Raw genomic sequence first — 25,564 nt, 5'->3', positions numbered from 1 at the left:
GGAACCAAAGAAAATGAAAATACTGATCATAGATGATGAATATTTGGCAAGGGAGTCTTTGAAGACCCAACTGAAAAATCTGGGGGAGTATGTGCTTTATGAGGCGGAAAGTGCTGTGGATGCTCTGAAGATTATGGAATCAGAGAAACCGGATGTCGCGTTTGTTGATATCCAAATGCCGGAAATGTCTGGGATTGAGTTCATGGAACAGGCCAGAAAGTTTTTGTTCCAGTCTGTTTTTGTTGTCCTGAGCGGTTACAACTTGTTTGAATATGCACAGAAAGCCATTGAATTTGGTACATATAAGTATTTGCTGAAGCCGATCAGTGATGAGAGTCTGGCATCACTTATGATGGAGATCGAGAATCAGCTTTTTGTAAGGCAAAAAGAGCGTCAAAGATATGAAGAACTCTATATGTCAGATAAGAAACGAATACGCATACTGCAAAGAAAATATGTGTATGAGCTTTTGAATGCGCCGGCGGACAGGCGGGAACGGATTATGCAATTATTGGAGGAGAACGGAGTCATACTCGTCCGGCCCAATTTTCGGGTTATCATGATTCATACGAGTATAGTGGCACCGGAAGATGAGGAACTTTTGAAGTTTGGTCTTGAAAATATAGCAGATGAAATTTATCGTGAAATAGCAGATTCGGTTTGCTTTTTTGAGGAAGAGCGGGAGATGGGGATTCTGTTGAACCTGGAGAAACCAATTCAGCAGGAGGCATTTGACAGGCGGTTGGAAGTAATGTATAAGGAAATGATCAGGTTCACGAATATGCTGGATATACCAGAATTGACAATGGGGGCAGGGGAGATGAAAACCGGTACCAGTAAGTTGGGAGAAGCATATGATTCTGCAAAGCAGGCCTTGAATTTGTATCTGGTTGCCGGTACGAATAAAATTTATTATGCGGGAGAGAAGACAGAGGGGGAAACGTTCAGCAGGCAATACTGGGAAAAACGCTTTGAAAGGGAACTTCTGGTGAGAAACCAGGAGGGAATTGAAGGCTGTATCGAAGAGTTGTATACCAAGTTTCGAGGCGGCAGCCTAACCAATATCAAGGAACTGCATAAGCTGCATCTGAGTTTCTTCGTGATGCTCAGAAAATCTGTGGAAGAGACGGCGGCAGAAAGTAGCGAAGTGTTGGAGGATGAATTCTGGCTTTACAGAAAAATTCAGAAGTTCGATACCATAGATGATATGAAATATTTTCTGATGGAAAAAGTAAGATGCTGTTTTCAGGTATTTATGGATTCTTCAAAAACCGGCAATCAGAGAGCTGTGCAGAGGGGGAAGCAGTTCATTGAAGAAAATCTGGGAAATGAGCTGACGTTGAATGCCGCAGCGGAGCATGTGAACCTGAGTGCTGTATATTTCAGCAAGATATTCAAGGAAGAAGAAGGAAAAAACTTTATAGACTACGTAACACAAAGAAGGATGCAGCTGGCATGCGAGCTTCTGGAGAATAATGTAAAGACTGCGGAGATATGCGACAGAATTGGATATCATGACATGAAACATTTCTATAAGGTGTTTAAAAAAAATATGGGGATCAGTCCGGGAGAATATAAAAAGAAAACCGGAAAATAGTAATAAGAACATAGGAAACGAATGTTTTACTGACGTTTTCTTATGTTCTTTTTTTATGTTGAAATATCCCACTTTTTATTAAAAAAGCCCCACTAGGATAAATGGTGGTTCTGAGGTATAGTTTAGTCAAGAAGAAAATGTAACATTACATAAAAACAAGGAGGAATAGTTATGAAGAAGAAAATACTCAGCATTCTGCTGGTCGGAGCGATGGTGTTTGGAATGACCGGGTGCAGTTCGGGCGAGGCATCAGAAAAACAGAGAAGTGATGAAAGGGAAAAAGTAACTCTTAGATTCGTATCCTGGATGACAGGCGGGGAGGATAAGGCATATTTGGAAGGCTTCAAAGAAGCCCATCCTGAAATTAATGTGGAGGTGGAGGCGCTAGACGGCACAAATTATGATAAACTTCTGAAAACACGCCTTATGTCAGGCGATGCTCCGGATATATTTCTGATTAAGCCCGAGCAGTACGAGAAGTTTGTAAAAGAAGACTATCTTATGGATGTAAGTGACCAGCCGGCGATGGAGGTTTTAGGCGGATCAGAGTCAATGGATAAGCTGTATACCATTGACGGAAAGAAATATGGTTTTCCGATCTGTACACAGGGCGGCCCCCTTCCGGTATTCTATAACGTGAAGTACTTTGAAAAACTGGGAGTAACACCGCCGGATACGCTAGATGAACTGTGGTCACTTTCAGATAAGATCAAGGCAGACGGAGTAGAACCATTTGTATTCGGGGACAAAGATGCATGGACATTTGAAATGTTCTTCAGAGGACGCCACTTCGGCGATTATCTGAGTGAGAATCCGGAGTGGGGAGAGACACTTTACAAAGGAGATAAAAAGTGTTCTGAGATGTTTAAAAAAGAGTTTGAGATGGCTGAGATGATGGCAGAAAATGAGTATATAGGGAAGTCATCCCTTACCATGACCTATCCGCAGTCCGTCACTTATTTTGTGGAGGGAAAGGCGGCAATGCTGCCGCAGGGAACATGGATTCCGGGATTGGATGAGATTAAGAATGCAGATCCTGAGAAATTTGAACTTGGATGCTTTACGGTTCCGGTTGATGAGGTAAACGGAAAAATCTATACAACAGGTACTTCCGACAGAAGCATTGTCATTTCATCCTCTACAAAACACCCGGAAGAGGCTAAAGCATTATTTGACTGGTTTGTAGAACCGGAAAACTTGAGCGGGTATTTATCTTCCCAGTCACTGACGACATTCCTGCCTATGGAATATGACGTTGACCCGGTTATCAAAGACTATGTGACAGGGCTGACGACAGATAAATATGAGATTGTTATGAGCCAGAAAGCAACGATGCCTGCAGGGTTTACGTCTATGATGGAAAAAGGACTTCAGTCCATTTTGGCAGGATCTTCTGCATCAGATGAACTTACCAAATTAGATACGGAATTTGAAAAATTTAAATCTTCCATTGTTGTAGCAGAATAAATACAAGAAGTGTCCCAGAGTCCGTCAAACCATATTCGGCACCGTCTTTTGCGGTATGAAGTACTGGACGTGGAATCCGCTTTGGGGCACTTTTTGTCTCGATATACCGGGACATATTTAAAAGAAAACAGGAAAATGTTTTCAGAAAAAGGTAGGAGAGAATATGAGAAATAAGGCTGAAAAAAGGAAAAACATGCTGGCCACACTTCCGGCTCTATGTCTATTCCTGATATTTACATATATCCCACTTCTGATGACTCTGCGATATTCCGTCACAGACTGGAATGGGTTCAGCAAAGACTATAATTTTGTGGGAATTCAGAATTTTCTTGATATTTTTAAGGACAGTGAAGTAAGGAATGCATTTGGAAATACATTCTATTTTACGATTCTGTCTGTTGGTATCGGAATTGTGATTCAACTGATTCTTGCAATCTTTCTTTTTGAAAAGCTTAAAGGCAGAAATGTACTGCGTGCAATTCTTTATGCTCCTTGCATCATTAGTCCGGTGATTATCTCTCTGACATGGCTGAATTTCTTTCAGTATGCCGGAATTATCAACGAGGTGCTTGGAAAAATTGGATTTACGATAGATTGGCTGGGAGACATAAACATTGTCAAAAATGTGCTGATCTTTATTAACACATGGCAGTGGGCCGGTTATGGAATGATTATCTTTATGACCGGGTTGACCAGTATTCCTACAGATGTATACGAGGCATCCATGCTGGACGGTGCGTCCGGGTGGAAGAAATTCAGATATATTACACTGCCGCTTTTGATGCCGTCGGTAACCGTAAATGTGTTCGTATCCATTACCGGGGCACTCAGACTTTTTGATCTTCCTTTCGTTATGACCGGGGGTGGACCGATGGATGCAAGCAAAACGATTAGTATGACGATTTATGACAACGCTTTTCTTTATGAGCGGTTCGGATATTCCAGTGCTGTTGGTGTGCTGCTCTTTGTCGTCATCGCGGCGGTCACGATACTGCAACTGAAAATTACGAGGAGCAGGGAGGTTGAATATTAGATGAAGAAAATCGGTAAGGGTAAAAAATTGACTGTGGTTCGTTACCTCTTCACATATGTCTGCGCTGTTCTCGTTGTAATTCCGATATTGTATATGATTCTCTCCGCTTTTAAAAATCCAAATGAAGTAAACAAAATTGTATCGCTTCCTTCAGGTTTTTATCTGGAGAATTTTAAGGCCGTATTTGAAAACTCGGTTGCAGTGAGAAGTTTTATGAATTCGATCATCATATCGGGCACCACGATCATAATAGACATCGGGTTATGTTCGCTGGCAGCTTATGCAATAGGGCGGCGGAAAGAAAAATATTTTTCATTCTTATATATGCTCTTTTTAAGTGCGATGATGATACCTGTGGTAGCGAATCTTCCATCTATATATAACATTATCATGAAATTCCATTTAAAAGACACGAGAACTTCGCTTGTTTTAATTTATGCGGCAACCCAGATACCGATGGGGATTCTCCTGTTCACTGGTTTCATTAAGGGAATTCCAGCAGAATTAGATGAGGCGGCGATTATTGATGGATGCGGTTATATCAGAAGATTTAGAAGCGTTATCTTCCCTTTGCTGAAACCTGTAGTTGTTACCTATGCGCTAACTTCTCTGGTAACAGTATGGAATGATTTTCTGATGCCACTCATGATGATCTCCTCAGAAAATAAAAAACCAATCACACTGGCAGTATATTCCTTTGTAAACGAGCACCAGTCCGATTATGGTGCGATCTTCGCGATGCTGGTAGTGGCAATGCTGCCACCGATCATCCTGTTTGTGGCATTGCAGAAGCACTTTTATGAGGGGTTGTCTGCAGGTGCCGTTAAGGGGTAAGTGCGCCCAGAAAATACTAAACAAATAGCGGTAAATTGTGAAAAGTGCCGTTTTCATATACTTACGAGAAATAAAAAGAATAACAAAAAGGCAGGTTAAATTTATGAACAGAGAATATGAAGTAGCTGCTTATTATTTTCCTAACTATCATTTGGATAAAACAAATGAAGAATGGCATGGTCCGGGATGGAACGAATGGGAGTTATTAAAGGCAGCAAAGCCCAGGTTTGAAGGGCATATACAGCCCAAGGTACCAATGTGGGGATATGAGGATGAGGCAGACCCAGTTGTGATGGAGAAAAAAATCAGTGCGGCGGCTGATCATGGGCTTTCTGCATTTATCTTTGACTGGTACTGGCATGAAGAGGGACCTTACCTTGAAAAGTGTCTGGAAGAGGGGTATTTGAAGGCCACAAACAATGATAAATTAAAATTTGCCGTCATGTGGGCCAATCACGACTGGCTGGAAATACAGCCAGCACCGCGCTGCCAGCCGTATCAGGTACGCAGGAGGGGACCGGTTTCAAAAGAGATATTTGAAAAGGCAACACAGCATATTATTGATACCTATTTCTGTCATCCATCCTATTGGAAGGTGGACGGAAAACTTTACTTTTCAATCTATGAACTTATGAGTCTGGTGAAGGGGCTTGGTGGGCTTCAGGAAACAAAAAACGCATTGGACAATCTGCGTGACAGGGTCCGTGCGGCAGGTTTAGGAGCACTGCATCTCAACGCGGTAGTTTGGGGGCTAGAAACACTTCCCACTGAAAACACACTGACGAACCCGGCAGAGATCATAAAATATCTGGGGATAGACAGTGCGACGAGTTATGTATGGGTGCATCATTTAGAATTTATGCATTTTCCGGACACTTCGTATCCTGAATTACGTGAGAAGTGCAAAACGGAGCATGAACGGCTGCGTAGGGAATATAAAATCACATACTTCCCGAATGTGACGATGGGGTGGGATTCTTCACCGCGCACGATACAGACGGATGTGTTTGAAAATCTAGGTTATCCGTTTTATCCGGTGTATACAGGAAATACCCCGGAGGAATTTGAAAAGGCCCTGTGGGATATGAAAGCTTTTATGGATGAAGGAAATGTACAACCAAAGGTCTGTACCATCAATGCATGGAATGAATGGACAGAAGGAAGCTATCTGGAGCCAGATACAGTCAATGGAATGGGGTATCTGGAAGCAATCAGAAACGTATTTGGAAAATGTTAAAGAAATAAAAAGTTTACGGCAAACCATCGGAAATTTTTATTCAGATAAAATTTGATACACCCATACAGGGGCCTATGTGGCTGGCTTTTATTACGAGTTAGCTACATTTACATGAGTATGTTCATAGAAGAGAAAACCCGGCCGAGATGTGAGTCAACACATTAACAGCCGGGTATTTTTATACCATTCAGGGACAGAAACACTACCATTGAGGGTCAAAGTATATGAAATGACAATAATTCTGCTATAATCTTAAATAAGACGTGGCAGCAAAAATTCCAGCGTTTCTAAAACTAACTGCTGCTTTTCAGCGGGAAGCTGTTCTACGATATTTTTAATTCTCTCGGAAACAGATGTATCATCGGGATACACGAAGATATCACAAAGGAGTTCCTGGGGAGATGAATGTAAAGCATCTGCAATCGCGCAGACAGTATCAATAGAAGGCATAGAAGACCCACTTTCTATACGGTTCATGAAACTTGGAGATATGTGTATAGAATCAGCAAGAGCGCTCTGTGTTATATTTTTTGAGTTACGTACATACCGGATTCGTTCTCCTATTGTCATAAGTGCCTCCTAATAATCTTTCTTTTATTTTAGCAAGACTGATGAAGAAAGAGAATTTACTCATATGCAATATATTTACAAATAGTAAATAATGACGTACTATATAAAAAAAGGAGGATATAGTACAATGTTCTACGATGGTGTTGAAGTTGCAGGCATAAAAATGTCTGTGGCCGGTATTGAAAGTCTGGGCATATCGAGTAAACAGGTCTTATTAAAGAGTATAAAGTATCTAAGCAGTGATTTCGAAAAATTCCAAGAAGCAGGTTATCTAAAAAAAGCAATGTGGCATATTTATGCCTATATGGAACTGGGACATCCTTTTTGCGATGTAGAAGAAGAATTTCATATAATATTAGATTATCTGCATTTAAATAAAAAAGATGTATTTCCGGATGAAAAATGGCTGTATAAAGCTATGCCATTAAATAAATCTGTTATAAGGAATATATTAGGAAAATGGAGCCCCAACCTGCACTCCATGAAAATTGCAGATGCAGTTCAGGATATTATGAAAAATATTACTGAAAAGAGAGAAGGGGTCTATACATATTATTCAGGGAAAGTTCTGGCTCAGGAGGGAGACAAGACCTTGTGGGACAAAACATTTAAACTGTATATACAATCAGATGAGGCAATACTTTATGACGTAAATAGTAAGAAGTATTATACATTTTGAGGGAGACTTATGATTAGAATTGCAGTTGTCGATGACGAAAAAGCCATGCGGGACATGGTATGCAAATGTATTAAGCAGACAATGAAAGAGGATGAGAAAGAGAGCATTGAGATTCTGGAATATACAAGCGGCGAATCTTTTTTAGAGCAGGTAAAAAATGGAGAGCTGTTTGACATCCTGTTTACAGATATCCAGATGTCAGAGATGGATGGCATGGAGCTGGGGAAAAAGATACGGGAAGCACATTCTAAGATGTATATTGTTTTTATTACTTCTTATGCCGAGTATGCGGTTGAGAGCTATATGATTGAAGCGTATCAGTATATTTTAAAACAGGATATGGAATACCGTCTGCCGGATGTGGCACGACGGCTGATTGATAAAATCAGTCTCGACAGCAGGCAGTACAGGATGCTTAAAATCAATGAAGGAACAGTGAAGTTATACTATAAGGATATTATTTATATCTATAAAGCCAAAGGTGGTAAATATGTAACTTTTGTAGCTGGCAACGGAGAGTATCGAGAAAGAACTACACTGCATCAAGTTTATAAGGAGCTTGGGAGTAAGGCATTTGTGATGGTAGAGCGCGGGTATATTGTCAATATGAAACATATACATAAACTATCGGGCGATACTATTTATCTAGAAAACGGATACGAAGTGAAAATCAGCAGGGCAAAGCTGGCAGCGGTTAAGAAGGAGATTAATTTATACTGGGGGAAATAAATGAGAGATGAGGCAATTTTAAATGGAGCCTTGTTTGCAATATCTATTTATGAGGTTTGGTTGTATTATCAATTACTATTTGAAATATTAATAGAGAAAAAGTATTTAAAAAGGTCCAGTATGGTTATTCTGTGGATGAGTATCATACTTGTTGGCGTATCTTTGGGAATAAACCGTAAACTTATATTATTTTCAGATTCGCTGTTTATTCTTACGGTAGCCTTGTTGATATTTTTCAGCTACTTAATTATAAAAAGAAGGACATTTTTAATAGTCAGTATTGTTCTTGTTTACCATGCATTTGTTAGCCTTTTAGATTTCTTGTTTGCTTTTATAGGGATGCACTTTTTAAACGATAAGTTTGCTGAAGTTATTTATTATAATGGAATAAGTGTTCAGAAAATAGTTGTTTATATCTTTTCAAGGATGATTACAACAGTTTTAGTTATTATAATTATAAAAAGCAATTTGAAAAAAGATATATACGACCTGCGCAGAATATTGTTTTCAATGGGCATTATATTTGTAATACTGGTTAGAGGATATCAATTTTATATGGCTTCTATGGTACTTGGTGAAAGAACTAGGAATGCATTAGGTGGTGTATTATCATTAGTAACAGTGATAGTGATTATTATTTTTATAGGCATGTTATTATCTAAAAATAAGATGATTAAGATGGAATATGATTTCCTGTTGCTCAAAGAAGAGTTAGAGCGGCAAAAATATGAGGGATTAAATAGTGCATTAGAAAAGAATAAAGAATTGGTGCATGATATCAAAAACCATTATCTTGTTATAAGTGAGTATGAGAGTCTTGGTGAATATAAAAAGCTACACGATTATGTTGAGGAATTAAAAAGCGATTTTATCAAGGTCAATCCACAGATATTTACTGGAAATTATGTAGTAGATTTAATATTGAGTCAGAAAAAAATGTTGTCTGAGCAAAAGAATATCAATTTTATATTGCGGGCTATGCCGTTACCAAATCTGCCCTTTAAAGAAAGGGAAATATGTACTATATTTGGTAATCTGCTCGATAATGCAATTGAAGCTTGTGAGAAAGTAGATAGCTTAAGGTGGATAAGTGTAGAAATTGAAAAGCAAAAAAACCTGTTCTTTATTCAAATTATTAATACAATTAATGAAATGCCGCAAAAATATGAGAAGGGTTTTTTGACGTCCAAAATAAATAAGGAATTACATGGTTTTGGTTTAAAAAGTGTTCAGCGTATTATGGATGAATATGAGGGCGATATTTTATATCAAATTGAGAATGATACGTTTGCTGTAAGACTCTCTTTTTTTGATATAGAATAAAGTTTCATATAAAAAAAGATAGCAGGAGGAGAAAAAAGATGAAAGAAGAGAAGAGTTTGATGTTTGCTGGTGATTTATTAGAGGAGGTTAACGAGGTAAACAGACTTGTTCCAACTGAGAGGAATGTAGAGGTAACTAACACTCATACAGCAGTATGTTCACCACTATTAACAATTTACTGCTGCTAAATGCCAGAAAACGATAAAGGGGCTTCTGCAACATGAATTTTATATTAGATATTATGGAATTTGCATTCTAAGTAGAATATCTGATATGAAGTTACATTTGCAGCAGGCCTTTTATCTTTTTCTATGAAGAATAGGATGAGAATACATGGATATGAGGATGAGTTATTTATCGGAACGTGAATATAAGGAATGCGGTCAGGATACGGAGCGAAATCATGATAAATCCGCCTATTGGGGAAAGTTATTGGGGGAGCAGAATTTTGAACTTCTTTTAAAGAAGAATAAAAATTTTGCTTTTTATTTAAATTCAGCAGATTTTAAGGCTGATTTAAAATCTATATCAGATGAGTTGTTTCAATATCTTACACAGGATAATGAAAGTGAGAGGAAGTTAAGCTGTTTAGAATCCATAAAAGAGAAAATTGTTTTTTCGGAGTTCTATTTTAAAATATTACTGTACTATACAGATGGATTAAATTTGAGGATAAATAATTTAAAACAATATTTTGATGAAAATATTTATAAAGATTTTTCTATCCATTTAGCAGGGCAGCTACAGAATATATGTACAAGGACGTTAATTGTCCAAATGCATTTCTATAAACAAAAAGGACTTCTTCAGGGAGAAAATTCCAGTGACGAGTATGAATTTTACTGTACGCAGTATTTAGGTAAAGCAGAGTTCTACAGAGAATTATTTGACGCATATCCGGTGTTATACCGCTGTATCGTTCAGAAATGTGAACAATTAGTAGAATATTATGCAGAAGTGTTGATATGTTATAGCTGTGACCGGTCTGAAATACAGAGAGGAATATTTGCAGGAAAGGCTATTGGAAAAATTACTGGGATAAAGGGGGACTTTTCGGATACACATCACGGGGGAAAACAAGTACTTAGAATGCAGTTAGATGATACAGCTGAGATCTTATATAAGCCGCATTCAATGGAGAATGAAAGGGTATTTTACAAATTGCTGGGATGGCTGGGGGCTAAAACAGGGATAAAACAATCCGCATATCCTTTTATTCCTAAAGATACTTATAGCTGGTCGTCCTGTGTGGAGTACTGTTCATGCAAGACAGAACAGCAGTTGAAAGATTATTACCTGCGCTTGGGGGTCCAGTTGTTTTTAGCCTATGCCTTAGGTACAAAGGATCTGCATTGTGAGAACATCATAGCTTCAGGGGAATATCCGGTTTTAATTGATTTGGAAGTGCTGATGAGCATCGCAGATCAAAGAGGAAGGGAGACTGTCCGGCAGGAAATTAACGGCCGCCTGTCTGATTCCGTTCTTTTTTCCGGAATGCTTCCGTTTTATCACTGGAATAAGAATGGGGAAGGAATTAACCAGAGTGCTGTCAATGGTGTGGGAGGGCAGAAGTATCCATTCAGGGTGCCTGTGGTAGTGAATGAAAGAACATCAGACATGAGAATTGAATATCAGTCTCCGGTTTCCCGGAATGTACAAAACTTAGCGACACTGGAAGGAACGTTTTACGAACCATACCATTATAAAAAAGAAATGACAGAGGGATTTACCCGGGCATACAGGCAGGTTATAAACAATAAGGAGGACTTTTTCGATCAATTAAAGAATTCAAAAGACATAAAAAACAGGGTACTTATGGCAGATACACAAAGATACAGCATGATGATTTCAAGTTCTTACCATCCAAGCCTGTTGAGAGATGGGGCGGAGCGGGAGATTTTTTTGTATTCCATGCTGAGTGGCAGAGAAGAACAGGATATGGAGCTTGTGGATATTGAAGTGGCAGCTATGCTGGATGGGGATATCCCTTATTTTTATAATGTTTTGAGTCAGAAGGAATTGTTCAGCGAACAAAAAGTAATCGGACAGCATGATCTTCCAGAAGAGCCCATAGAGTTTGTTCATGCAAGAATAAGAGCACTGAGCGAAATAGATTTAGAAATACAGAGTGAGTATATTCGCTTGTCGCTGGAGCTGATGCCTGATAAAAATGATGGTTATATGAATCGTGTTTATCGAGTGACTGACAGTATGCTGATGGAGCAGGCGGACAAAGAGCGTGTGAGGTATACTGCGGAAGATCTGACAGACCGGATTTTGAAATATGCAGTTTGGAATCAGAAAAGAACGGAAGTAAGCTGGTATACTGTGCAGCTTTCTTCTTTTGGAAAGATGAATTGGGATATAAAGCCGATGAACCATTATCTGTATGACGGTTTATCTGGGATGCTGCTTGTTTTTTCTGAATTAAAAAAGAGAAATACAGACAAGAACATAACGGATATTTACAGAACACTGAAAAGAATGCTTTTCTTATATACGGATCAGGGAATGAAATCCCTTGACGGTTTAGACTCCCATAATACAGGGGCCTACGATGGGGAAAGCTCGATTATTTATGTGTACATCATGCTTTACAGGCAGGGCGGGAATGAAAAGTTTCTGAAATATGCCATGAAACATGCCGGGATTGTGGAGAAACTTATTGATCAGGATATTCGTTATGACCTGCTATCTGGCAATGCCGGCGCAGCCTGGATTATGATATTGCTGTATGAAATAACAAAGGATTCAAAATATATTCATTTGGCCGAACGCAGTATAGCCAGGCTGGATCAGAGGGCAGAGAGACAGTCATGTGGCTTAGGATGGATCGTGGAACAAGGCGAAATGCCTATGTCAGGTCTTGCACATGGGAATAGCGGGATTCTGATGCCTGTGAATGCACTATGGAAGTATACAAAGAAGGAACGGTACCGTGTATTGGCAGAAGATATTTGGAAGTATGAGGATTCATTATACAATTCCGTGATGAATAACTGGGAAGATCTGCGTAGCCATAAAGAGAGTGAAAAAGTAGACCGCATCGGCTCTGTTGCATGGTGTCATGGTGCAGGTGGGATTTTACTCTCACGTATTTTCTGTTATGAAATGGTTGAAGATGATGTGTGGAAAAAGCGGATAGAAACAGATATAAGACGGGCCTATTCTAAATTGAATGGTTATTGGCTGCGTGACAGTTATTGCCTTTGTCATGGGATATTGGGAAATCTTTGGATTCTGGACATCGCAGGAAGGAAGATGGATGAATTTGGGATGAAATCTTACATTGAACGGGAGAAAGAAAAACAGATTATAAGAAAGATAACTTTACTGCCGCAAGAAAGAATGAATTCCGGATTTATGAATGGCTATGGAGGGATTCTTTACAGACTTTTACAGAGTTTTTGAGGACACATATCATACCATTGGAGGACAAAGTGTTGCGCTGAAGGGATTCAATTTTTATAATGAAGTTGAATAGAAATGAGCAAATAGTCCAGCCCTAAATCGTTTACAAATCTAAGGTATGCATTTTGCTCATTACTATATATTTTAAGGAGTGGGGGAGGTGGATTTTATAAAAAGAGCCTGGGATGGGAAAAGAATCATTATGATTCAATAGCGATACAGGAGTTAAGAGGGACACCCATGTATTAATTAAAAATCTAATAGACAGTACCTGCATTTCATTGAAAAGATGGGAATTGTCTATTAGATTTTTGTGTTTAGAAAGTTTATTGATAGTTATTGTCCGCAGGAAATCTATGAGCAGAGATACCTTCTGTTATTAAGGGGCACCTACTACAAAATTATTACTATTTAAGGTCAAATAGAGTACAGTTTATGGTCATTTGGTTGTAAAATTTTAGGCATAAAAGTAATATAAGTATATAAAAGATATTGGGGGACAAAAGCTTCACTATAGTACTTTGAAAAGTTCATATATTTTGTGAGTATTCTGGGTGTTCAGCGCAATATAATATGCTGTGGAGAGCCATGTAAAAAATTGTACCGATAAGCTTCAAAAGGAGTAAACAAGGCAAAAAAGGTGGATCTCTTTCGTGGATTAGACAAAATACTTCAGTCAATGTAATTGTAGGCGCACTTATTATCAAAGGACTGTTTGACTATTTTGATGATGAATTAGTTGAAAATCTGATGCTAGATATTCAGCTGTAGTACGCACCTCATACAACAAGTTTTGATGAAAGACCTCTTAGCGACAAAACATTGGGCCAGTTTCAGAAACGTTGCCATACATATGAAAATTTATATAATGCAGACCTAAAATTGTCAAACTCGTTGTAAAAGCGGGCATTGATTCAGCGAACCATGAGTATTGAAGATTTCAAAAACTATGCGCCAAATCCAAAACTAGCCTAAAATAATGACTTAAAAATTAGAACATCAACAGGTATATACCAGAAAATAACTACAGAATATGAATTTTCAAGGTGCTATAGAAATGGGGAAAGTTAGAAATTAACTTTTGCTCCCGATATTATAATATTAAAGAAAATTTGATATTCCAACACAAATAAAAATTTAAAATGTGTATGTACAAAGAATTTTTTGGTACAAACTGGTATGCTAATGAATGATATTCAGGAGAGGAAAGTATGGGAAAAATAATAATTAAATGTTTTCAAACGCCCAAAAGAAAATATTTTTATGATCGATTTTTGGATTCTGTTGTGGCAGTAACTGATGATGAATATGAGGTGTTGAAAAAAGTAGAAAAAAGCGGATTACTTCCAATGGACGATTCGTTGAAACGATTTGAGGATAATGGATTGTTGCAGGAGACAATTCTGGAGAAAATTGAACATCCAGAAACAAGTGGTTTAAGGTATCTGTCAGAACATTATATGGAGAACTTAATTCTGCAGGTTACTCAACAGTGTAATCTTAGATGTAATTATTGTGCTTATTCTGGTAACTATTATAATCGGACGCATACATCTGAGCGGATGAGCTTTGAAACAGCGAAGAGTGCCATTGATTTTTACCTTGATAGAAGTGATAAAGCTGATAAATTATGCCTATCTTTTTATGGTGGAGAGCCATTACTAGAATTTGAACTGATTAAGAGATGTGCAGACTATATCACGGAGCACAAAGGAGATCAAGTGGTTACCTATTCAATAACAACAAATGGAACTTTATTGGATCAAGAGAAAATCGAATTCTTGGTAAAGCATGATGTTACTCTGATGATAAGCCTTGATGGGGCAAAGGAAAGTTATGATGCAAATCGCAAGTTTTTGTCGGGACAAGGTTCTTTTGATGTAATAATGAAAAACCTTACATTATTAAAGGAGTTTGATGAAAAATATTATTTTGATCAGGTTTCGTTTAATTGCGTTATAAGCACCACAACTGATTTGAATAAAACATATGAATTTTATGCTAATTCTGAACTTTTTCCTCCAGAACAGATTCACTATACGTATATTAATCCAGTAGATATAAAGGATAGGAGCATTTTAAAGATTACAGAACGTAATAATCAAATTGCTAAATTTGAGTACATAAAAATGCTGTTATCATTACTGGGGAAAAGAAAATGGGATTCAAGGGGGAAAATGCAAAGAGCACGTGCATCAGATATTGAATTATTGTATGAACGTCTGCATCGGCATACTCAGGAAGGAGTAGCAACACATCATGGGGGGCCATGTGTTCCAGGTGTTAGACGATTATTTGTAGAAACGAATGGTGATTTTTTCCCATGTGAAAGAGTGTCAGAGCAGGATGAACAGATGTGCATTGGTTCATTGATAAAAGGATTTGATTATGACAGGATGGATTTTTTTCTTAATCATGGGAAACTAATTAAAGAAGAGTGTTTGAATTGTTGGAATATAAGAGAGTGCTCATACTGCCTTAGTGGTATTGAGAAGAAAAATCAAGAACTTACAAAAGAACTACTAATGGAGAAATGTCGAGAATCTAAATATAGAACGGAAGAATTATTGCATGAACTTTGTGCGTTAGTGGAAATGGGATATATAGGAAATGAAAATTTGAAAGTTATCAAGTAGGGAGGGTTTTATGGAACGGTTATTACTTTTTCCGCTAAATGGAGATACGGAAGTTTTGTTACAAAATAAAGGAGCAAGTACTAAATATCAAATCACAGCTATATCAAGTTATTATGAGGATGTAAAGAGACTTGAGGAGTTGGAGAATAAAAATTCTTTATATTGTAGTGTTGATTTTAAAAGTTGTTTAAAAAAAGTTGATACGGTATTATTCGCTGAGAATACGATGGGACATGAATATTCCGGGTATAAAACGAGGGTAGAAGAAGCACTAAATGCGGGGAAAAATATTTATCTGGGAGCCTCATTGATGCAGAGATTAGATATTGATCCTAAAAATGAAAATATTAATATACTACAAAAAAGGGATTTGCCAGAAAAATTTAAAGGAACAAGATTGAAAGACATCCGGATTCCAATACTTGCTGTTATGGGAGAAGGTGAAAATTGTGATAAATTTAAACTACAGGTTATAATAAAAACTATAATTGAGAAAAAAGGGTATACAGTACTTTCAATCTGTTCAAATTTACTAGGACAATTTATAGGTATGGAGGCTTTGCCAGGTTTTTTGTTCTCTGAAAATTTATCGTTACAAGTAAAAATTGAAGCGTTTAATAATTGGATATACAAACAGCAGGAAAATAGTAAAGCGGATATTATTGTACTAGGATGCCCAGGAGGTATTTTGGAATTTGATGAGTATGAGTCTAATCATTATGGAGAAATTCCGTTAGCAATATTAAATGCAGTAATTTCAGATAAGAGTATTTTGACAATATATAGTAACTGCAAACAAGATGAGAATTCAATGAAAGATTTGAGTAATTTTTGCCAGATGAGATATAATACAGCTGTAGAAGAGTTTGTTATATCAGGTCAATATTTTAGAGCAGATCATGAACGGAAAATAATAAAATATCACAGTGGTAAAGAGCAGGCAGGTTCTGATTGCGAGGTAAAAGATTTGGAAATGGAGAATCTCTCAGATGTTGATGACAAAGGGAAAATAGAAAGACAAATAGACAGAATATTAATGGAATTAAAAAATAACTTTTTTGCTATTTAGAAGAGGAAAGAGTATATGGAAGAAACTTTACGCAATGTAATATTTAAGTATTTGAATATCTTTATAGAAGATACGGGGCAAAATTTGTTAACCTTTCCAGTGTTGCTGGAGTATTGGCCATATGTATTAATAGAGTTACAAGAGGTGTACCATTTTCCGATAATTCAGGTGATAGAACAAATGAGCTATGATGAATTCACTTTGGAAATTTTATGTGAAAGATTAACCCAAATTTCAATACAGTAGGTGAAAATTTGGATTAATAATAAAGCAGGAAGGAGGTATATGATAGCAACCTATACTAAGATTGTAGAATGAATTTATAGTATTGGTTAGCTGAATACAAAGTTACTTGTAAACAATATAGATAAAAAATGAAACATTATTTTATGAAATGACATTTTAGGGGGATGATTGTATTTTGTCTATATTTTGAAAAAGAATAAGCAGGTAACAGAGGTTTATTAAACTACGAGTTCGTTTATATGGAGGTATTAGTTATGAAGAAATTGGAAAAACAGTTTAGAAAACGACGTAATACAATTGAAACATACGGTGGATGTGATTGTGCCAAATCGTGTTGTCCTTGTTCCTTTTGTGCGGCAACATGGAGTGCTCAGTATAACTCGGATCTTAACAGAAATTTGAATACTAATTACACGGTATTACACAATTATTTTAATTAATAGCTAATCTAGCAATGAAGTGCCCCATGCTTTATGTTGCTTTTAGATGAAGAAAGTGATATCAAGCATGGGGCGGTGGCCGTATAAAAGACACAAATTACATATAATAAAGAAGTCTGGATTTCGGAGCAAGAGAGGAGAAGAAATTGAAAAAAGAAAAGAAGATTTATTTATGTATACTTATATCATTTACGTTACTTCTTTCTGGCTGTCAAGAAACACCGGATAAAAGCTCTGTGGTCAGCAAAGCTAGCGGTCTGAGTGATGAACTTATTATTTCCCCTCTAAAGTCAGGAGAGAAGAGAAACGTTGATGTGCCGGAACATTGGAGTGTAACAGAAAAGAAAAGCAATGACAGGGTAACGATATCTGCAAATTTGGATTTGGGAAAGCTGGAAACGGGTAATCTTCCTGTAGTGGAGATGGCGAATCATACGATGACGCAGAAGGAATTAAAAAAGCTTGTGGAGTATTTTGCTGGCGGTGAGCAACTTTATATACCACAGGGGGATACAAAAGAAGTATTCCAAAATATAAAAAAAAGAATAGATAATAGTGAAGGTGTATATGCGAACCCTTCTTTGGGATCATTTTCGGATCTGAAAAACTCTTTAGATGATGCAATCCAGCTCGCACCGGAGGCACTGTCAAAAGAGCAAAAAGTAGAATTAAAATTTCAAAAGAAAACAGAAGATGCCATTAAAAAAGCAGCTAACAGTTGGATTAAGATAGATATGGATGATGAACCGGTTACCGATGCAAAAGTGTTTTTTAGTGCAGATGTTGGTGAAAGTAGACTGGCCCATATTGAAGCGGAGTGCTATGATCCCAATATTATCAATAGTAGCAAGTTTGTCTGGAAAACAGGAACAGACAACTATAGCGCTGAATATATTCAGCAGTCTATAAGAATGAATGAATTTAGTACAGACACAACCGGTTATAAAGAAAAGTTTAGACAATTATTAAGTCAGTATCTGAAGGCTCTGGAAGAAGAGCCATTTACAAAGGAAGAAGGGCAAGAACAGGCTGAAAAAGTAATGGAAGATCTTCATGTACCAGATATGATACTCTTATATGTGGATAAGGTATTGTGGTTTTCAGAAGAAGTGATGCCAGATGTAAGATATGGACAACCAGAAGATTTCTATTGGCAGGCAGATTTGAAGAAGGCAAAAGTAGGTTATAAGTATGTTTTTACACGCGCATTCGGAGGTATATCAGCGGAACGGGCAGGTGGAGGAACTCAAGATACAAAAGATGCTTATACGTCCCCATTTCCTGTTGAAACTGTGTCAATCACTGTAACAGATGACGGCGTGAAAACTTTTTCGTGGATAGGTATGTGTGAAAAGGAATCTACTATTGCGGAGAATGTGAAACTACTATCTTTTGACGACATTCAAAATGAATTGCTTGAACAGATATTTTTCTACTATTTGGCTCATGAACAGCCAGAAGAGGATACTACTAACTTTAATTACACAGTAACCTCTGCTAAGTTGGGGTATACTAATATAACTGCATTTAACAAGCCACAAAATGCATGGTTGGTTCCTGCATGGTTTTTTGAAATAATGGAAAGTTCTGGTCAGGACGGAGATATGAAAGATGTATCGGCCTTTCCCGTTACAATCAATGCAATGGATGGAGGTGTTATTGTAAGATGATGGCAAACCTGAGTCTACGGCTCCATCAGGAGAAGAATCTCCAGATTTGGGTCTGGGAAAGCTGCATACAGGAAATATTCCAGTTGCGGAGATGGCAAATCACACGTTGACGCAGAAGGAATTGAAAGAATATGCGGAGTATTTTGCAGACTGTGAGGATTTTTATGTACCGCAAGTTGATACGAAAGAGGTTTTCCAGAAGGTGATAGACCGTATAGATCAGAAAGAAGGAGTCTATGCTAATCCAACTTTAGCACCGTTTAATGACTTAAAAAGTGCTTTGGAGGAGGCTGTTGAGTCTGCACCTGAGACACCGCCAGAAGATCAAAAGGCGGAATTTAAATTTTATAAAAAATCAGAAGATATAGTCGCAATGGCATCAGACTGCTGGTACTCGAAGTTGAGGGGAGAAGTGGATCAGACTCCGGATGCCGGGGCGTTTTTTTCGGCAGATGTCGGGAAAAACAGATTGTCCCATATTGAGACGAGGAGTTATAATCTTAAACTTGCTAACGGCAGTAGTTTTGTTTGGAAAACGGGAACAGGCGGCTATAGTCTGGAATATATTCAACAATATATAAGAATGAATGAATATAGCCCGGACACCTCAGGATATAAGGAGAAGTTCCGTGATTTGTTACAGAGATGTCACTTTTGTCTACGGATAAGATTCTGTGGTTTCCAGAAGAAGCGGCACCTGACAACAGGTATGGAAAGAGTGATGATTTTTATTGGCAGGCAGATCTGAAAAACGCAAAAATTGGATATCGTTATGATTTTACACGTTCATATGGGGGGATTTCGGCAGATGCGTCTATCGGGGGTGCCACAAAGGATACAACGGATACATATACTGCACCGTTCCCAATAGAAATGGTGTCAATGATAGTGACAGATGACGGTGTGAAATCTTTTTCATGGAAGGGAATGTGCGAGGAAGTAGCTGTCATTGCAGAGAATGTGAATCTCCTTCCCTTCGATGACATACAGAAACCGCTATTTGAGCAGATTTTTTATAGTTATTTGAATATTGGACAGCCGGCAGAGGATACGACAAAATTTGATTACAAGGTAACCTCTGCAAAGCTGGGTTATACTTATGTAACTGCCTTTCATAAACCGGAAAACGCATGGATGGTTCCAGCATGGTTTTTTCAGGTAATGCGAAGTGAGGGGCAGGCAGATAATATGAAGGACTTAGTGATTATACCGGTTGCGATCAATGCTATGGACGGCGGTGTCATTGTCGCACAGTAGTGTGACATTTTACAGCTGACAGGAGGGGGCTTATGGGGCATACATTAGCGGTTGAATGTAAAAACAGCATCTTGAATATTCGTTTTCTGGCCGGTGTGATTTTAATTCTGACTGCGGCACTTATATCGGAACAGGTGCACCTGCAGTTCCTGATAGACGCAGGTGGCTCACAGGAAGGGCCGGGATGGTTTCTGGCATATTCGTTTTGTTCTAATGGCACGAATACGCTTCTCTTCGTCCCAATAGCTGTTACTTTTGCGGCAGGAGGAGATGCGGAGATGGAGCTTCGCAGCAGGTATGCCCTGTTTAGCTGCATTCGTTCAGGAAAGAAACAGTATCTTCTCGGAAAGGCGGCAGGACTGTTTTTTTCCGGCGGGCTTATGCTTTGTTTTGCCATGCTGCTTATGCTGGGAGTCAGTTGTGTTGTTTTTGGTCATATTCCAATATTGAGTGATCATGGACCGGCATTTTCAGAACTTGTTTTAAAGGTGCTTGTCAGTTTTCTCAGAGGATTTCTGAACGGGGCTTTGTGGGCTGTGGCAGGAAGTTTTGCGGCGGTTGTGACGCGCAACCGGTATATGGCATATGCGGTGCCATTTATCCTATATTATGTGCTGAGTGTCTTTCAGGAGAGATACTACCGTGCGTTGTTTTTCCTGAATCCCAGATACTGGATGGCCCCAGTTTACTATAATGACTTGTTTTGTGTTGTGGTTCTGCTGGTACTTTCTGTTCTGACCAGCCTGTTGTTTATGTGGGCATTGAAAAGGAGGCTGGGGTATGCGTGATATTAGACAAGCTTTTCAAATCGCGGGACAGAACTTCTCCGGATGGAAGCGGAGCCCGCGAATCTGGATGTCATTTATTTTGGCGCTGGTCCTCTGCCTGATGCTTTCAAATCAGGTCATCTCCCATGCTGTGCAGTATGAATCCATTCTGCAGATACTGGAACCCTTTATCTGGACTTACGGGGATGCTGCTTCGGTGATGCTTTCCTCGCTTCTTCTGGTACTGTTGTTTGCGGATATGCCGTTTGTGAGTCAGGTTACACCATACTGGCTGGTCCGGACAAAGCGGAGTGTATGGCTGGCAGGGCAGGTGATTTATGTGGTTCTGGCAACAGTTATTTATAATCTCTTTTTGCTGGCTGTATTGGGGATTATGGGGGCACCTTTTTCTTTTACAGGAAATGTGTGGAGTGAGACGGCGGCGATGCTTGGATATGGAGGGGGAGAGAACATCACTGTTCCGGTATCCATTAAAACGATGGAAATCTCTACACCGTATTACTGTGCTTCGGTCGTTTTTTTGCTTATGCTTCTGTACTCACTCTTTATTGCGGTTCTGATGCTGCTTTTGAATCTGCTGGGAGGGAATGCGGCAGGCGTGCTGGGGGCTTTTGCTGTGAATCTGTATGGATTCCTTCTGAATCCATCAATCTTTCAAAGAATCTTCCATTTTACGGGGAATCTGGAGTATCGGGCAAATGTGTTGTGCGGATGGCTCTCACCATTGAATCATGCTACATTTCCCATGCATAATTTTGGCTATGATTACCTGCCGAGAATACAGGTGAGTGCGGGAATCTTTCTGGGACTGATTGCGATACTGGTTTTTCTGGCAGGAAGAAAAATGCGAAGTTATAATTTTTCATTTGTTCAGGTAAACGAATGATGTGAATGATTGTATGTGCAGCGTGGCAGGCAGTGATAAAGGATAAGTGTGATGCAGAACGAAAACGATACAAGGCGAAAGGAGTGCGGGATGGAAATTGCGGTAAGGCTGGAAAATCTATCGAAATCATTTAAAGAAGAGAAGGTCCTGAAGGGAATCACACATAGTTTTGAAAAAGGGCAAATACATGGAATCATGGGGTTTAATGGCTCCGGAAAGACGGTTATGTTTAAGTGTATCTGCGGATTCTTAAAGCTGGATGAGGGCGCTGTCTGGGTGGATGGAAGGCAGATCGGCAAGGATGTGGATTTCCCGGAATCTGTGGGGATGATTATTGAGAGTCCGGGGTTTCTGCCGGGACTTAGCGGGTTTGCTAATCTGAAAAGGCTGGCGGCGTTGAAAAGGTTGATTACGGATGAAGAGGTGCGGGAGTCAATCAGGAGAGTAGGGCTTGATCCGGACTCGAAGAAGAAAGTGGGGCAGTATTCTTTAGGGATGAGAGAACGTCTCGGTATTGCACAGGCCATCATGGAAGATCCCGAACTGCTGATTCTGGATGAGCCGTTTAACGGGCTGGATAAACGGGGGGCGAAGGAAGTCTGTGCTTTATTCGATGAAATCAGGGGGCGGGGGAAGACTATACTGGTTGCAGCGCATAATATGCTGGAGATCGAGTATCTTTGCGATACAATCAGTGAGATGGACGCGGGGGTACTGACACAGGTGAAATGAGCACTGTTAATACGCTGGAGCGCTGGAATACTTTGGAAAAGAAGAACAAAGGGCTGATCCAGAAGAAACAGTGCATTAGAATATAGTGTAAAGGGATAACAGCATGACAGGAAAGAAAATTGATATCGCTGTGATTGACAGTGGAATTTGGGATGAGGGAGTCATAAGAGGGAAGATTACTGCAAAAATAGATTTTCTTGCTAGGGATCATAAGGATATGGCGGCTTGGAATAAACGGTCATCCTGCGTTCATGGCACCACCTGCACAAAAATCATCAGAAGTATCTGCCCGCAAGCCTATTTTCTGGATTTAACGGCAATGCAGCCAGACGGGACAACAGATATTTCGAAATTACTGGAAGCGTTGGACTGGTGTGCACGGCATGGCGTGAGACTGGTCCACTTAAGTCTGGGCACGATAAACTACTTTGATATAATACCGCTAAAGGAACGAATCAGTAATCTGCTTGATCAGAATGTGATAATCGTCGCAGCATATCATAACCAAAATATCAGAACCTATCCCGCGGCATTTCCTAAAGTGTTTGGAGTACGTCAGGACAGAGAAGGGATTTTGAAAAACGGCCAGTTTTTTGTTCAGGAGCAGACTGGCTATAGTCATGAAAATTCAATCGTTGCACATTGGTGGGGGGAAGATGGAGATCAGTACTCCAACAGCTATGCGGCACCTGTTATTACGGGATATGCAGCGAAGGTACTATGTGAAAACAAAGAGGCTGGTTTTCATACTGTTTTAGAATTTTTGAAAAGAAATGCTGTAACGGGCATGAAGTATCAGGAGAAAATAGAATGTGTCATTCATAAAAATGTGAATCGTATTGATAAAAATAGAAATCCTGCCGGCAAAGCTGAGAATATAGAGATACCGGTGATTGCCGGGCAAGGCTGCCGGGCAGAGATGACGATGCTGACAGATGAATTTGAGAGAAAAGGTTTTCAGGTATTGCTCCTTCAGGAGAAGGCAGCAGATTCCCGCGCAATCCCAATAGAATACTATGGGGAGGCAGGTCGGCCGCTGGGGCAGATACTTGATACCGTGGACTTTATTTACAAACCTGATATTATTTTTCTGGATTATATATCTGGAAAGGCATACAGCATGGAAGAAAAACGGGAGATAGATATGCTTATTTCCCGTAGTCATGATGTATATACAATAACAGCCGGGGGGCTGCAAAGAACCGCCCAAAAGGCAGAAGAAATCAGCAGCATTATATGCCGGTATTTTTAGGGAAGGCAGGATATGGAAAAGAGGAAGAATGACAGTAAAATCTGGAGGCGGGTCTGCGGGCTACTTCTCGCATACAAAAAGTATTTCCCGGGTATTTTCATATGTTTAGTTTGCACTTCATTTATGACTTTTTTACAGCCGCTGGTTATCCGAAGGATAACAGATCAGGGGATGGTAGAGAAAGATATGGAGTGCATTCTTATTTACTCGGGAGTGCTGGTCGGTATCTCCGTGATTGTCCAAGTGACGGAAGTGATACAGACACGACTTTTTTCTAATATACATAACGGACTGACATTTTCCCTTTACAGAAAGGCGTATTGGAAAATGGACAATCTGAGTATAGGCTATTATGATGAAAAAGGAAGTGCGGAGATTGCAAACATGATTGGCAGTGATATCAGCAATGTGGCTTCTGTTGCAGACCAGATTACGACATTTTCCATCTCTTCTATTCTGCAGATCGTGGGAGGAATCGTGGGATTATCGATACTGGACTGGAAACTGGCATTGATGATCACACTGATGATTCCCGTAAAATTTCTGGTAGTACTCTATTTTTCCATAAAAAAGAACGAGGCTTTTGAACGCCTGATAGAAAATAACCGGGTGTTCTTCGGCTGGCTGGGTGATTGTATTAATGGTATACGGGAAATGAAGCTTTGGGATCTGTTTCGTATAAAGAATCCGGATTTTGAAAAATTGCAGGGAAAGATGATGGATTCTTACAGGGAAAACATGATGCTGGATGAATACAGGACCTTTAGTGTGTCTATGCTGGATGCCCTGATGAATGCTGTGCTCTATATATTGGGGGGGCTTTTAATTGTGAGAGGAGAGCTTACAATTGGCGGGGCATTTGCGTTTATGACATACAGTGCATATGTTGTTAGCCCGATCTCTTTTTTGATCAATATCAAATATTACTTTGCGCAGATTAAGCCGTCTGCGAAACGATACTTTGAATTTCTGGAGCAGCCGGAAGAAGGTGGGGAGCATGCGGGCAGTTTAAGCGGGTTTGATAAGGAAGCAGAAGTACCGGTTCTGGAACTGAAGGATGTGATATTTGGATACAAAGAAGGCACCCCCATCTTAAACGGTGTGAATCTGACGGTGCAGCAGGGGGACAGAATCGCGGTAATCGGGGAAAACGGGAGTGGGAAGTCAACACTGCTGGATTTGATTCTGGGTTTTTATCACCCGGAGAAAGGCGAGATAAAATTCTGGGGGATTCCGGCCGGGAATCTGGAACCTAAAATAATCAGGAACAGGATTGCAGTAGTAAGCCAGAAGCCATACCTCTTTCTGGGAACAATAGAGGAAAACGTGAATATCGGTGGGACGGCATCTCACGAAGACGTGGTTGATGCATGTATCAAAAGCGGTGCAATCACATTCATTGAAAAGCTGGAAGACGGGTTCATGCAGCGAGCAGGTCAGGATGGGGCAAAACTTTCGGGCGGAGAGAAACAGAAGGTGGCGGTTGCCCGAGCGATATTAAAAAAAGCCGATATATTACTTCTGGATGAAGCAACATCAGGTTTTGACAGGGAATCCGATAAAGCACTGATTAATCTGGTGCGCGGGGAATTGAAGGATAAGACAATCATATTTATTACACACAGATATGAAGAACTGGAAGGCGTGGAGAAGGTATATAGACTTGCGGGAGGGCAGCTGGAACTGATGGAAGGGCAGGTTTGAATGA

At 39.3% G+C, this 25,564-nt stretch carries 22 protein-coding genes; 21 read left to right on the top strand and 1 reads right to left on the bottom strand.

What is annotated here, in order from left to right; all coding sequences use genetic code 11:
• Nucleotides 1–13: 13 nt before the first annotated feature.
• The 5 genes from ABIN22_RS14375 (at nucleotide 14) to ABIN22_RS14355 (ending at nucleotide 6,168) form a co-directional block, all read left to right on the top strand.
• Nucleotides 14–1,597 carry a response regulator transcription factor gene (locus ABIN22_RS14375; protein WP_346909507.1) on the top strand — a complete coding sequence of 528 codons (1,584 nt, stop codon included), beginning with the start codon at nucleotides 14–16 and terminating at the stop codon, nucleotides 1,595–1,597.
• 171 nt (nucleotides 1,598–1,768) lie between these two features.
• Nucleotides 1,769–3,064 (top strand): ABC transporter substrate-binding protein, encoded by a 1,296-nt coding sequence (locus ABIN22_RS14370; RefSeq protein ID WP_346909505.1) that lies wholly within the window; start codon nucleotides 1,769–1,771, stop codon nucleotides 3,062–3,064.
• A 163-nt stretch (nucleotides 3,065–3,227) separates the two neighbouring features.
• On the top strand, nucleotides 3,228–4,097 hold the full coding sequence (locus tag ABIN22_RS14365; RefSeq protein WP_346909503.1) for a carbohydrate ABC transporter permease: 870 nt from the start codon (nucleotides 3,228–3,230) through the stop codon (nucleotides 4,095–4,097).
• Entirely contained in the window at nucleotides 4,098–4,931 is an 834-nt protein-coding gene (locus tag ABIN22_RS14360; RefSeq protein ID WP_346909501.1) for a carbohydrate ABC transporter permease, read from the top strand. It abuts the gene before it with no gap.
• Between the two features lie 103 nt (nucleotides 4,932–5,034).
• A complete protein-coding gene (locus tag ABIN22_RS14355) occupies nucleotides 5,035–6,168 on the top strand; it encodes a glycosyltransferase WbsX family protein (protein ID WP_346909499.1) in 1,134 nt (377 codons plus the stop codon).
• Nucleotides 6,169–6,420: 252 nt separating this feature from the next.
• Here the strand turns inward: ABIN22_RS14355 and ABIN22_RS14350 are convergent, their stop codons facing one another.
• A complete protein-coding gene (locus ABIN22_RS14350) occupies nucleotides 6,421–6,738 on the bottom strand; it encodes a helix-turn-helix domain-containing protein (RefSeq protein WP_109730882.1) in 318 nt (105 codons plus the stop codon).
• Between the two features lie 127 nt (nucleotides 6,739–6,865).
• Here ABIN22_RS14350 and ABIN22_RS14345 point away from each other — a divergent pair, with 127 nt between their 5' ends.
• The 16 genes from ABIN22_RS14345 to ABIN22_RS14270 all read left to right on the top strand — a co-directional run bounded on the left by ABIN22_RS14345 (nucleotide 6,866) and on the right by ABIN22_RS14270 (nucleotide 25,560).
• On the top strand, nucleotides 6,866–7,417 hold the full coding sequence (locus tag ABIN22_RS14345) for a hypothetical protein (RefSeq protein WP_346909496.1): 552 nt from the start codon (nucleotides 6,866–6,868) through the stop codon (nucleotides 7,415–7,417).
• A gap of 9 nt (nucleotides 7,418–7,426) precedes the next feature.
• Nucleotides 7,427–8,146: a LytR/AlgR family response regulator transcription factor gene (locus ABIN22_RS14340; protein WP_346909494.1), complete on the top strand. Its 720-nt coding sequence runs from the start codon at nucleotides 7,427–7,429 to the stop codon at nucleotides 8,144–8,146.
• Complete coding sequence (locus tag ABIN22_RS14335; RefSeq protein ID WP_346909492.1) at nucleotides 8,147–9,469, top strand: sensor histidine kinase; 1,323 nt, start codon at nucleotides 8,147–8,149, stop codon at nucleotides 9,467–9,469.
• A 38-nt stretch (nucleotides 9,470–9,507) separates the two neighbouring features.
• Entirely contained in the window at nucleotides 9,508–9,657 is a 150-nt protein-coding gene (locus tag ABIN22_RS14330; protein ID WP_346909490.1) for a hypothetical protein, read from the top strand.
• Between the two features lie 145 nt (nucleotides 9,658–9,802).
• On the top strand, nucleotides 9,803–12,880 hold the full coding sequence (locus tag ABIN22_RS14325) for a type 2 lanthipeptide synthetase LanM family protein (protein ID WP_346909488.1): 3,078 nt from the start codon (nucleotides 9,803–9,805) through the stop codon (nucleotides 12,878–12,880).
• 1,211 nt (nucleotides 12,881–14,091) lie between these two features.
• Complete coding sequence (gene ccpM / locus ABIN22_RS14320; protein ID WP_346909486.1) at nucleotides 14,092–15,516, top strand: Cys-rich peptide radical SAM maturase CcpM; 1,425 nt, start codon at nucleotides 14,092–14,094, stop codon at nucleotides 15,514–15,516.
• 10 nt (nucleotides 15,517–15,526) lie between these two features.
• Nucleotides 15,527–16,585, top strand: a complete 1,059-nt coding sequence (locus tag ABIN22_RS14315) for a TIGR04066 family peptide maturation system protein (RefSeq protein WP_346909484.1) — start codon at nucleotides 15,527–15,529, stop codon at nucleotides 16,583–16,585.
• 15 nt (nucleotides 16,586–16,600) lie between these two features.
• Nucleotides 16,601–16,831, top strand: coding sequence for a hypothetical protein (locus tag ABIN22_RS14310; protein ID WP_346909482.1), 231 nt, complete (start codon nucleotides 16,601–16,603; stop codon nucleotides 16,829–16,831).
• A 586-nt stretch (nucleotides 16,832–17,417) separates the two neighbouring features.
• The gene (locus ABIN22_RS14305; protein ID WP_346909480.1) at nucleotides 17,418–18,941 is read left to right on the top strand and encodes a DUF6034 family protein; all 1,524 of its coding nucleotides are present in this window, start codon (nucleotides 17,418–17,420) and stop codon (nucleotides 18,939–18,941) included.
• Nucleotides 18,942–19,032: 91 nt separating this feature from the next.
• Nucleotides 19,033–19,689, top strand: a complete 657-nt coding sequence (locus tag ABIN22_RS14300; RefSeq protein WP_346909478.1) for a hypothetical protein — start codon at nucleotides 19,033–19,035, stop codon at nucleotides 19,687–19,689.
• Nucleotides 19,596–20,198, top strand: a complete 603-nt coding sequence (locus tag ABIN22_RS14295; protein WP_346909476.1) for a DUF6034 family protein — start codon at nucleotides 19,596–19,598, stop codon at nucleotides 20,196–20,198. Before ABIN22_RS14300 ends, ABIN22_RS14295 begins: the two co-directional genes overlap by 94 nt.
• Nucleotides 20,199–20,230: 32 nt before the next feature.
• Nucleotides 20,231–20,986, top strand: a complete 756-nt coding sequence (locus ABIN22_RS14290; protein WP_346909474.1) for an ABC transporter permease — start codon at nucleotides 20,231–20,233, stop codon at nucleotides 20,984–20,986.
• Nucleotides 20,979–21,872 carry a hypothetical protein gene (locus tag ABIN22_RS14285; RefSeq protein ID WP_346909472.1) on the top strand — a complete coding sequence of 298 codons (894 nt, stop codon included), beginning with the start codon at nucleotides 20,979–20,981 and terminating at the stop codon, nucleotides 21,870–21,872. The genes ABIN22_RS14290 and ABIN22_RS14285 overlap by 8 nt, the downstream gene beginning before the upstream one ends.
• A gap of 90 nt (nucleotides 21,873–21,962) precedes the next feature.
• Nucleotides 21,963–22,604 carry an ATP-binding cassette domain-containing protein gene (locus ABIN22_RS14280; RefSeq protein WP_346909650.1) on the top strand — a complete coding sequence of 214 codons (642 nt, stop codon included), beginning with the start codon at nucleotides 21,963–21,965 and terminating at the stop codon, nucleotides 22,602–22,604.
• A 103-nt stretch (nucleotides 22,605–22,707) separates the two neighbouring features.
• Nucleotides 22,708–23,856 carry a S8/S53 family peptidase gene (locus ABIN22_RS14275; protein WP_346909471.1) on the top strand — a complete coding sequence of 383 codons (1,149 nt, stop codon included), beginning with the start codon at nucleotides 22,708–22,710 and terminating at the stop codon, nucleotides 23,854–23,856.
• A 12-nt stretch (nucleotides 23,857–23,868) separates the two neighbouring features.
• A complete protein-coding gene (locus ABIN22_RS14270; protein WP_346909469.1) occupies nucleotides 23,869–25,560 on the top strand; it encodes an ABC transporter ATP-binding protein in 1,692 nt (563 codons plus the stop codon).
• The last annotated feature ends 4 nt before the right edge of the window (nucleotides 25,561–25,564 follow it).

It is taken from the genome of Faecalicatena orotica (assembly GCF_905197545.1).
GTDB classification, from domain to species: Bacteria; Bacillota; Clostridia; order Lachnospirales; family Lachnospiraceae; genus Faecalicatena_A; species Faecalicatena_A orotica.
This window is presented reverse-complemented; position numbering and strand designations above follow the sequence as displayed.

Coding starts and splice junctions, on each gene's coding strand:
- ABIN22_RS14375 (WP_346909507.1), top strand. CDS start 14: ATGAAAATACTGATCATAGATGATGAATATTTGGCAAGGGAGTCTTTG.
- ABIN22_RS14370 (WP_346909505.1), top strand. CDS start 1,769: ATGAAGAAGAAAATACTCAGCATTCTGCTGGTCGGAGCGATGGTGTTT.
- ABIN22_RS14365 (WP_346909503.1), top strand. CDS start 3,228: ATGAGAAATAAGGCTGAAAAAAGGAAAAACATGCTGGCCACACTTCCG.
- ABIN22_RS14360 (WP_346909501.1), top strand. CDS start 4,098: ATGAAGAAAATCGGTAAGGGTAAAAAATTGACTGTGGTTCGTTACCTC.
- ABIN22_RS14355 (WP_346909499.1), top strand. CDS start 5,035: ATGAACAGAGAATATGAAGTAGCTGCTTATTATTTTCCTAACTATCAT.
- ABIN22_RS14350 (WP_109730882.1), bottom strand. CDS start 6,738: ATGACAATAGGAGAACGAATCCGGTATGTACGTAACTCAAAAAATATA.
- ABIN22_RS14345 (WP_346909496.1), top strand. CDS start 6,866: ATGTTCTACGATGGTGTTGAAGTTGCAGGCATAAAAATGTCTGTGGCC.
- ABIN22_RS14340 (WP_346909494.1), top strand. CDS start 7,427: ATGATTAGAATTGCAGTTGTCGATGACGAAAAAGCCATGCGGGACATG.
- ABIN22_RS14335 (WP_346909492.1), top strand. CDS start 8,147: ATGAGAGATGAGGCAATTTTAAATGGAGCCTTGTTTGCAATATCTATT.
- ABIN22_RS14330 (WP_346909490.1), top strand. CDS start 9,508: ATGAAAGAAGAGAAGAGTTTGATGTTTGCTGGTGATTTATTAGAGGAG.
- ABIN22_RS14325 (WP_346909488.1), top strand. CDS start 9,803: ATGGATATGAGGATGAGTTATTTATCGGAACGTGAATATAAGGAATGC.
- ccpM (WP_346909486.1), top strand. CDS start 14,092: ATGGGAAAAATAATAATTAAATGTTTTCAAACGCCCAAAAGAAAATAT.
- ABIN22_RS14315 (WP_346909484.1), top strand. CDS start 15,527: ATGGAACGGTTATTACTTTTTCCGCTAAATGGAGATACGGAAGTTTTG.
- ABIN22_RS14310 (WP_346909482.1), top strand. CDS start 16,601: ATGGAAGAAACTTTACGCAATGTAATATTTAAGTATTTGAATATCTTT.
- ABIN22_RS14300 (WP_346909478.1), top strand. CDS start 19,033: ATGGCAAATCACACGTTGACGCAGAAGGAATTGAAAGAATATGCGGAG.
- ABIN22_RS14290 (WP_346909474.1), top strand. CDS start 20,231: ATGGGGCATACATTAGCGGTTGAATGTAAAAACAGCATCTTGAATATT.
- ABIN22_RS14285 (WP_346909472.1), top strand. CDS start 20,979: ATGCGTGATATTAGACAAGCTTTTCAAATCGCGGGACAGAACTTCTCC.
- ABIN22_RS14280 (WP_346909650.1), top strand. CDS start 21,963: ATGGAAATTGCGGTAAGGCTGGAAAATCTATCGAAATCATTTAAAGAA.
- ABIN22_RS14275 (WP_346909471.1), top strand. CDS start 22,708: ATGACAGGAAAGAAAATTGATATCGCTGTGATTGACAGTGGAATTTGG.
- ABIN22_RS14270 (WP_346909469.1), top strand. CDS start 23,869: ATGGAAAAGAGGAAGAATGACAGTAAAATCTGGAGGCGGGTCTGCGGG.